Genomic DNA, 8,966 nt, shown 5'->3' with positions numbered 1-8,966 from the left:
GGGCCGCCTCCCGGGCCCGCCGGCCGCGCGGCCCGCCGCCCCGCCACTCCTGCGCGACCAGCAGGTGGTCGGCCACCGTGAGCTGGCCGAACAGCTGCTGCCGCTGGAAGGTGCGGCGCATCCCGTGCCGGGCCCGCCAGACGGGGGAGCGGCGGGTGACGTCCTGCCCGTCCAGCAGCACCCGGCCCCGGTCGGGCCGGCGGATGCCCGACAGGACGTCGAACAAGGTGGTCTTGCCCGCCCCGTTCGGCCCGATCAGCCCGCACACCTCACCGGCCCGCAGCTCCAGCGAGACCTCGGTCAGGGCCCGCACGCCGCCGAAGCGGACCGAGATCCCGGCCGCTTCGAGCACGGGGCGGACCGCCGGCGTTGTCGGCGTTGTCGTGGTCGTCGTGGTGTCCGTCATGGGTTCCCTCCTGTGGCGATGCCGAGATAGGCCTCGGTGAGCCGGTCCGGCTCCACCTCGGCGCGCGGACCGCACCAGGAGAGGCGGCCCTGGGAGAGGAAGGCGACGGTGTCGGCGAGGCCCAGGATCTCGGCGGCCTTCTCCTCCACCAGCAGCAGCGCGGTACCGGCCGCGCGGAGCTCCCCGAGCAGCGCGTACACCTCGTCGACGACCCGGGGCGCCAGGCCCAGCGAGGGCTCGTCCGCGATCAGCACGCCCGGGGGACGCTGGAGCAACGGGGCGAGCGCGAGCATCTGCTGCTCCCCGCCGGAGAGCGAGCCGGCCGCCACGGTCCGGCGTTCCGCGAGGCGGGGGAACCGGTCGTACACGGCGGCGCGGGCCTGCGCGTCGGTCAGGAAGAGGGCCAGGTTCTCCTCGATGCTGAGTGCGGGGAAGATCCCGCGGCCCTCGGGGGCGAGCAGCACCCCGGCCCGGGAGCGCCCGACCGCCCCGTCGCGGGTGGCGTCGCGCCCGCCGATGCGTACGGTGCCGGCCTGCGCCGGCAGCAGCCCGGCCGCGACGCGGCAGGCGGTGGTCTTGCCGGCACCGTTGGGCCCGAGCAGCGCGAGGACCTCCCCCGGCCGGACGGCGAGGTCCACCCCGTGCAGCACGACGCCGCCGTCGTACCCGGCACGTATCCCGCACAGCTCCAGGGCGGTCGGGCCGCCGTCCCGCTGCGCGGAGCCGTTCCCCACCCCGCCCCTTCCCGAATCCGGTGTCTCCGCCCCCGGCCCCCCTCGGGGCTGCGCCCCTGCCCCGGTCCGGGGCTGCGCCTCCGGCCCCCCTCGGGGCTGCGCCCCCGGCCCGCCTCGGGGCTCTGCCCCCAGCCCCGTTCCGGGCTCCGCCCCCGACCCCCCTCGGGGCTGCGCCCCTGTCCCGGTCCGGGGCTGCGCGCCCGGCTCCCCTTGGGGCTGTGCCCCTGTCCCGGTTCGGGGCTGTGCCCCCGGCCCCCTTCGGGGCTGCGCCTCCGGCCCGGTTCGGGGCTGTGCCCCTGTCCCGGTTCGGGGCTGTGCCCCCGGCCCCCCTCGGGGCTGCGCCTCCGGCCCGGTTCGGGGCTGCGCCCCTGTCCCGGTTCGGGGCTCCGCCCCCGGCCCCCCTCCGGGCTGCGCCCCCAGCCCCGTTCCGGGCTGCGCCCTCGGCCCCGTTCCGGGCTCCGCCCCCGGACCCGTTCGGGCCGGCGGGGTCCGGGGCGTGGTCACGGGTTCGGGGAGGGGCGGGGTGGGGGAAGGTCCCGCAGGGGCGGTCGCCGCCGCGCGCCGGGCCCTGCGTACCGGGATCGCCGCGCAGTAGCCGTCCGGGTCGTTGGCCAAGGCCAGGCCGGCCAGGCCGAAGAGGACCACCGGGAGGTGCGCGGACTCCGTCACGTAGTCCGACATCAGCTGCGGCAGCACCGCGAACACCAGCCCCGCCACCACCGCGTACTGCGGCCTGCGCACGCCCGCCGCGACCACCACCGCCAGCCACACCAGCCCGGTCATCGCCGTGAAGTCGGTCGCCGTGATCCGGGTGTTGAACGAGGCGTACAGCACGCCGCCGAAGCCCGCCAGCCCCGCCGACAGCGTGAACAGCAGCAGCTTCGTGCGCAGCACCGACACCCCCGAGGCCATCGCCGCCGCCGGGGCCGAGCGGACCGCCAGCACGGCCCGGCCCGCGGGGGAGTTCCGCAGCGCCGCCAGGCCGGCCGCGACCAGCGAGACCACGACGACGAGCGCCAGCCCGAAGGCCCGGTCGTCGGAGAGGTCCACCGGGCCGATCACCGGCCGGGGGACCGCCCACCCCGAGTCCCCGTTGCGCAGCCACCGCAGCTGGAACAGCACCTGGTCGGCGAGGAAGGCCAGGGCCAGGGTGGCCAGCGCCAGCGCCCTGCCCCCCAGCCGCAGGGCCGGCAGGGCCACCAGCGCGCCGAGCACCGCCGCGGCCGCCGCCCCCGCCACCAGGGCCGCCGCGAACGGCCAGCCCCGGCTCATGAGCAGCCCGGCGACCAGGGCCGCGCCCGTCACGAAGGTGGCCTGCGCCAGGGAGACCATCGCGCCGAGCCCCGTCACCACCGTGAAGGACATGAACACCAGCCCGACGGCCAGCCCCTGGGCGAGCAGTCCGCTCCAGAACGGGGTCGTCACGGTGTGGAAGGCGATGCCGAGCAGGACCGCCGCCGCTGCCCACACCCCCCACCGCCGGGCCCAGGACGCCCCGGCCAGGTGGTCCGGCGGGGCCGTGTCCGAGGCCGCGGTCCCGGCGGTCCGCTGCCGCCGGGTCAGCACCAGCAGCCCGGCGAACAGGATGAGGAACGGTACGGCGGTGCGGAAGCCTGTGATGTCCTCGGCGAAGGAGGCGTACCCGGCGACCAGGTTCTGCAGCACACCCAGCCCCAGCCCGCCCGCGAAGGCCAGCGGGACCGAGGCGAACCGGCCGATCACCGCCGCCGTCGCCGAGACGAACAGGAAGAGGGTGAAGTCGTGCGCGGACAGCCCGAGCAGCGGGGTGGCCAGGACGCCGGCCAGCCCGGCCAGCGCGGACGCGATCATCCAGGCCACCGAGGACAGCCGGTCGGCGCTGATCCCGCGCAGCTCGGTCAGCGACCGGTTGTCCACCGAGGCCCGCAGCCGCAGCCCGAGCCGGGTGTGCCGGAGCAGCACCCACAGGGCGGCCGCGACCACGGCCGTCACCACCCAGGTGATCAGCTGGTCGGAGTCGATGCCGACCCCGTCCGCGAGCTGCCAGGCCTTCGCCGGGCTGGGCCCCACGCCGGGCAGCCCGAACTGGTTCTCGGCCGGCTCGACCGGTGCCCTGGCAGCGGCCAGCAGTTCCACCGCCCACAGCCCGAGCGCCGGGAGGGCCACCAGCAGCCCGATGGTGGCGACGATCTGCGCCGTCTCCCCGACCCGGGCCAGCTTGCGGAACATCAGCCGGTCCAGGCCCCAGCCGAGGCCGGGGGCGAGGACCGCCACCACCAGCAGGGCCGCCGGCACGGCCGGCCAGCCCAGCCCCGAGTGCAGTTCGTAGAAGGTGAGCGCGCAGAGGTAGGCGGTGGCCCCGTGCGCGAAGTTGAACAGCCCGGACGCCGAGTACGACAGCACCAGCCCGGTGGCGAGCAGCGCGTACAGGGCGCCGGAGACCAGACCGCTCAAGCAGAAGACCAGCAGATCCCCCATGCCGCGGACCTACTGGAAGGGGATGGGCGGGTGGCACATGAACGGTACGGACACCTCGTACCTGCCGTTCCTGAGCTGGACCAGCGCCCCGCAGCCGAAGCTGTCCTTCTGCCCCTTGGGCTCGGACCGGTCGCCGACCAGGGTGCCGGTGTCGGAGAAGCTCTGCGCGGCCGCCTGGAAGGACTCCACGGTCAGGTCCTTGCCGGCCTTCTGCGCGATGGAGACGAACAGGTCCGCGCTCATGTAGCCGGTCAGCATGTGCATGTTCAGGGGCACGTCCCGGCCGCCGTTCGCCGCCTTGATGTCGGCCTTGAACCGCTCCATCGCCGGGCTCGTGGACTCGAAGGGCTCGAACTGCAGCAGGACGTGCACGCCGTCCAGCGCCTGCCGGGTGGCGTCCTTGGCGAGCAGCCCGGGGTCGTAGTCGGTCGGGTCGGACAGCAGGCCCTGGTACCCGGCGCGCTTGAGGGCGGTGAACAGGCCGATGTTGTTGGGGGTCTGCATCACCGAGACGACCGCGTCCGGGGCCCTGCCGCCGTTACTGGCGAGGATGTCCTTGACGTACGCCGACCAGTCGCTGGGCACGGCGGTGGCGGGCACGCTCGCCTTGGCGTACGCCACGTCGAACCCGGCCGCGGCGAACCCGGTCCGGAAGGTGCGGATGCCGAACTTGCCGGCGTCGCTGTCGTTGGCGATGACCGCCACGGACTTGCCGCGGGCCCCGCCCAGCACGGTGGCGATGCCTTCCGGCCAGGTCTGGTTCAGGGTGCCGCCGGGGCTGGGGACGAGGCAGCCGTTGAACCCGTAGATGTACTTGGGCCCACAGAAGGAGGGCAGGGTGCCCCAGCCGAAGGTCGGCACCTTCTCCTGCTCCAGGAAGTCCGCGCCGGAGAAGGTGACCGAGCTCATCGGGGCCACCGCGAAGACCTTGTCCTGCTGGACCAGCTTGCGGGCGGCGGCCATGTTCTTGCCGGGGTCCTGGCCGTCGTCCTCCGCGCCGAGGTACTCGATCTTCCGCCCGTGGACGCCGCCCTCGGCGTTCGCCCTGAGGTAGCGGGCCCTGGCGCCCAGGTCGGTGTCCTTCTTGCTGTAGCCGCCGGCGCTGGTCATCGACACGATCCCGCCGACCTTGACCGTGGTCGGGGTGACGCCGCGGACGCCTCCCGCGCCGCCGCCCGGCGCGCCCGAGCCGCCGCCGGAGGAGCTGCCGGAGGCGGAGTTGCACGCGGAGACGAGCGCGAGGGCCGCGGCGGCAGCGGCCAGAATGCGGATCGGGCGCAGCATGTGGGAACCCCTCCGGTCGGGAATTCCCGCATTCTGTGCACGATCTGACGCATCGTCAATATTGCTGACAGGCTGAAGCCAGGTTGAAATGACGATCCGTCAGATGTGCTGACCGTGGCTGCGTCACTGCTGGTAGAGGGCCGCCACCTCGCTCGCGTACGTCTTCTCGATCGCCCGCCGCTTCAGCTTCAGGGACGGCGTAAGCAGCCCCCGCTCCTCCGTGAACTGCTCCGGCAGCACCCGGAACGTCCGGATCGCCTCGGCCTGCGAGACCAGGGTGTTGGCGGCCACCACCGCCCGCCGGACCTCCGCCGTCAGGTCCGGATCCCGCACCAGCTGCGCCGGGGACATCTGCGGGCGGCCCCGCATCTTCAGCCAGTGCGCTATCCCCTCCAGGTCCAGCGTGACCAGCGCCGCCACGTACGGGCGGTCGTTGCCGACCAGGATGCACTGGGACACCAGCGGATGGGAGCGCACCCGCTCCTCCAGGGCCGCCGGCGCGACGCTCTTGCCGTTGGAGGTCACCAGGATCTCCTTCTTCCGCCCGGTGATCGTCAGGTAGCCGTCCTCGTCCAGCCGCCCCAGGTCCCCGGTGGCCAGCCAGCCGTCCCGCAGCACCGCCCCGCTCGCCCCCGGGTCGTTCAGGTAGCCCGCGAAGACGTGCGCCCCGCGCAGCCACACCTCCCCGTCCTCGGCGATGTGGACCGTACTGCCCGGGATCGGCGGACCCACCGTGCCGTACTTGGTGGCCCCCGGCGGATTCGCCGTCGCCGCCGCGCACGTCTCCGTCAGCCCGTACCCCTCGAAGACCGTGATCCCCGCGCCGTCGAAGAACAGCCCCAGCCGCCGCGCCATCGCCGACCCGCCCGACATGGCGTGCCGCACCCGCCCGCCCATCGCCTCCCGCACCTTGGCGTACACCAGCTTCTCGAAGACCTGGTGCTCCATCCGCAGCGCCGCCGACGGCCCCGGCCCCGTACCGAAGGACCGCTCCTCGCGCGCCTCCGCGTACCGCACCGCCGTCTCCACCGCCCGGTCGAAGACACCCGTCCGCCGCTCCGCCTCCGCCTTCCGGCGCGCTGTGGCGAACACCTTCTCGAAGACGTGCGGCACCCCCAGCACGAACGTCGGCCGGAACGCCGCCAGATCGGGCAGCAGCTCCGCGGCCGCCAGCACCGGCTGGTGCCCGAGCTTGACCCGCGCCCGGACCGCCGCCACCTGCACCATCCGCCCGAAGACGTGCGCGAGCGGCAGGAAGAGCAGCGTCGACGGCTCCTCGTCCGCACCGGCCCGGAACACCGACTCCCAGCGCGCCACCATCGTGTCGGTCTCGTACATGAAATTGCCGTGCGTCAGGACACAGCCCTTCGGCCGGCCGGTGGTCCCCGACGTGTAGATGACCGTCGCCACCGCGTCCGGCGTCACCGCCCCGCGGTGACGGTGCACCACGTCCTCCGCGACCGACCGCCCGTCGGCGACCAGCTGCTCCACCGCCCCGGCGTCCAGCTGCCACAGCCGCGCCAGCTGCGGCAGCCGGCCGATGACCGAGCCCACCGTCATCGCCTGGTCCTCGTTCTCCACCACGCACGCCGTGCAGCCGGAGTCGTAGAGGATCCAGTACACCTGGTCGGCGGAGGACGTCGGGTACACCGGCACCGGCTGGGCGCCGATCGCCCAGAGCGCGAAGTCGAACAGCGTCCACTCGTAGCGGGTCCGGGACATGAGCCCCACCCGGTCGCCGAACCGCACCCCCTGGGCCAGCAGCCCCTTCGCGAGCGCGAGCACCTGCTCGCACAGCTGCCCGGACGTCACGTCCTGCCAGGCCCCGGCGGTCTTCCGGCCCAGCACCACCCGCCCCGGGTCCTCCCGGGCGTACCGGAACACGACGTCGGCCAGCCCCCCGACGGGCGCGGCCGTGACCACCGGTGGAACGCTGTACTCGCGCAAGGCCCCCGCTCCTCTCGACCTTCCGGCCCATGCCCGCTCGGCCTTCCGGTTACTCGCCCCGCCGAGGGGACGCGACGGTACCGCCGCCCCCGCCCCGACCAGGGCCGTTCGGAAAAACCTCCACGAGATCCACTCACCGGGCGGCGCGGATCCGTACGCCCGTCCGGCCCTGGGCACGGCCCCGCCGACGGCGCGGCGGCCCCGCGGGGTGGTCGGCTGTACGGCGGTCCTCCCCGCCTTACGAAAGGTGACCACCGGTGAACCGAGTCCGGATGCTCGCTGCGGCCGCCGCCGTACCGACCCTGCTCTCCGCCGTACTCGGCGGTGCCCCTGCCGCCGCCTCCGCTCCCGCCCACGCCCCTGTGCCCGCGCCGGCTTCCGCCCCCGTCGCCGAGCCGCTGGTCCCGCACTGCGTGACGCCCGACGGCATCGACCTCAACGAGCTGTACGGGGTCAAGCACCGCATCATCGGCCCGCCCACCTGCCGCACCACCCGCGAGGGCGAGAAGTGGGTGCGCACGGTCGCGCCCTGGTTCACCGCCGCCGACGCCGCGTCCGCCGTCTACCCGGAGGGCTACCGGCCCTCCCGCCGCAACCCGATCGACGACTTCAACTCCAAGTTCGTCTCCGCCACGTACGTGCACGACCGGGGCACCCCGAACGAGCAGACCTTCACCTTCCCGCGGAAGAAGGTCCTGCGGACCGGCTTCGTCAGCCCCGAGGGACTCCCGTACTCCGTGGCGGTCTCGCCGCCGCTGGCGCCGCTGAGCGTCGGCACGCACACGAGCACGGTCTTCGTCACGCTCAGCAAGGAGCACTGCGACGGCCTCGGCACCGTCCGGGCGGAGAACTGCCTGCCGGCCGGCACCTTCCAGTGGACCGACGACAACGCCTTCGAGGTCGTCGCCCGCCCGGGCAGGCCGGGTGAGCCGGGTAAGCCGGGTAAGCCGGCCAAGCCCGCCAAGCCGGCTGCGGGGAAGCCTGCCAAGCCCGCGAAGCCCGCCAAGCCCACCCAGGGCAAGCCCGCCGAGCCGGCCGCGCAGGGCAGGTAGGAGTGCCACCCGCCCCGGCCGGCCGGGTCAGGCCGGCCGGCTGAGGCGGTCGCCGCCCGAGAGGATCGCGGCGGCCAGGGCCTCCGCCGCCGCGCCGCCCTGCTCCCCGCGCAGCAGCGCGAACTCCACCGGCCCCAGCTCCGGCAGCCCCGGCACCCGGACCAGCCCCGGCGGAATCAGCCCGCGGGTGTGGGCCATCACCCCCAGCCCGGCCCGGGCCGCCGCCACCAGCCCGCTCAGGCTGCCGCTCGTACACGCGATCCGCCAGGCCCGGCCCGCACGCTCCAGCACCTCCAGCGCCCGCGCCCGGGTGATCCCCGGCGGCGGGAAGACGATCAGCGGGACCGGCCGCTCCGGATCCACCCGCAGCCCCTCCGCCCCGATCCACACCATCCGGTCCCGCCACACCAGCCGGCCCCGCTCGTCGCCCGGGCCCCGCCGCTTGGCCAGCACCAGGTCCAGCCGGCCCTCGTCCAGCCGCTCGTGCAGGGTTCCGGACAGTTCGACCGAGAGCTCCAGGTCCACCTCGGGGTGCTCGTGCCGGAACCCCTCCAGGATCTCCGGCAGCCGGGTCAGTACGAAGTCCTCGGAGGCGCCGAAGCGCAGCCGGCCGCGCAGCCGGGTCCCGGCGAAGAACGCGGCCGCCCGCTCGTGCGCCTCCAGGATGGTCCGGGCGAAGCCCAGCAGGGCCTCGCCGTCCTCGGTCAGCTCCACGGTGTGGGTGTCCCGGAGGAACAGCGGCCGTCCCGTCGCCTCCTCCAGCCGCCGCACGTGCTGGGAGACGGTGGACTGCCGCACCCCGAGCCGCCCCGCGGCCTGGGTGAAGCTGAGCGTCTGGGCCACGGTGAGGAAGGTCCGCAACTGAACGGGGTCGTACACGGGACCAGCGTACGGCCGTCATCACGGATCGCAATGGCAGTCAGAGCCGTGTATGGGTTTCCCGATGACCCGCGCACCGGCGAGGATGAGGAAGCGAATCCACCACCCCACCCGGCTGCCACCCCGCCCGGCCGCCCGGCCACGGCCGCCTGGCCGCCCGGCCACGGCCGCCTGGCCGCCCGGCCACGGCCACCTGGCCGCCTGGCC

6 protein-coding genes are annotated in these 8,966 nt (G+C 74.7%); 1 reads left to right on the top strand and 5 read right to left on the bottom strand.

Annotation, left to right across the window (positions count from 1 at the left end; translation table 11 throughout):
• The 4 genes from GPJ59_RS29250 to GPJ59_RS29225 form a co-directional block, all read right to left on the bottom strand.
• Positions 1 to 406, bottom strand: a 406-nt coding sequence (locus tag GPJ59_RS29250; RefSeq protein ID WP_219670760.1) for an ATP-binding cassette domain-containing protein, incomplete at its 3' end; no start/stop codon positions are given.
• The gene (locus GPJ59_RS37915; RefSeq protein ID WP_258025091.1) at positions 403 to 3,597 is read right to left on the bottom strand and encodes an ABC transporter permease subunit; all 3,195 of its coding nucleotides are present in this window, start codon (positions 3,595 to 3,597) and stop codon (positions 403 to 405) included. The genes GPJ59_RS29250 and GPJ59_RS37915, both read right to left, overlap by 4 nt.
• Before the next feature lie 9 nt (positions 3,598 to 3,606).
• A complete protein-coding gene (locus tag GPJ59_RS29230) occupies positions 3,607 to 4,881 on the bottom strand; it encodes an ABC transporter substrate-binding protein (protein ID WP_219670735.1) in 1,275 nt (424 codons plus the stop codon).
• Between the two features lie 123 nt (positions 4,882 to 5,004).
• Positions 5,005 to 6,828 carry an AMP-dependent synthetase/ligase gene (locus GPJ59_RS29225; protein WP_219670733.1) on the bottom strand — a complete coding sequence of 608 codons (1,824 nt, stop codon included), beginning with the start codon at positions 6,826 to 6,828 and terminating at the stop codon, positions 5,005 to 5,007.
• 257 nt (positions 6,829 to 7,085) lie between these two features.
• On the opposite strand from GPJ59_RS29225, the gene GPJ59_RS29220 reads away from it, so the two are divergent.
• Positions 7,086 to 7,880, top strand: a complete 795-nt coding sequence (locus GPJ59_RS29220) for a hypothetical protein (protein ID WP_219670732.1) — start codon at positions 7,086 to 7,088, stop codon at positions 7,878 to 7,880.
• Between the two features lie 27 nt (positions 7,881 to 7,907).
• Here the strand turns inward: GPJ59_RS29220 and GPJ59_RS29215 are convergent, their stop codons facing one another.
• Positions 7,908 to 8,759 carry a LysR substrate-binding domain-containing protein gene (locus tag GPJ59_RS29215; RefSeq protein WP_219670730.1) on the bottom strand — a complete coding sequence of 284 codons (852 nt, stop codon included), beginning with the start codon at positions 8,757 to 8,759 and terminating at the stop codon, positions 7,908 to 7,910.
• Positions 8,760 to 8,966: the final 207 nt, after the last annotated feature.

Origin of the sequence: Streptomyces bambusae (assembly GCF_019400985.1) — a bacterium.
In the GTDB taxonomy this organism is placed as follows: Bacteria; Actinomycetota; Actinomycetes; order Streptomycetales; family Streptomycetaceae; genus Streptomyces; species Streptomyces bambusae_A.
The sequence above is the reverse complement of the archived record's forward strand: the minus strand, read 5'-3'. Positions and strand labels throughout refer to the sequence as shown.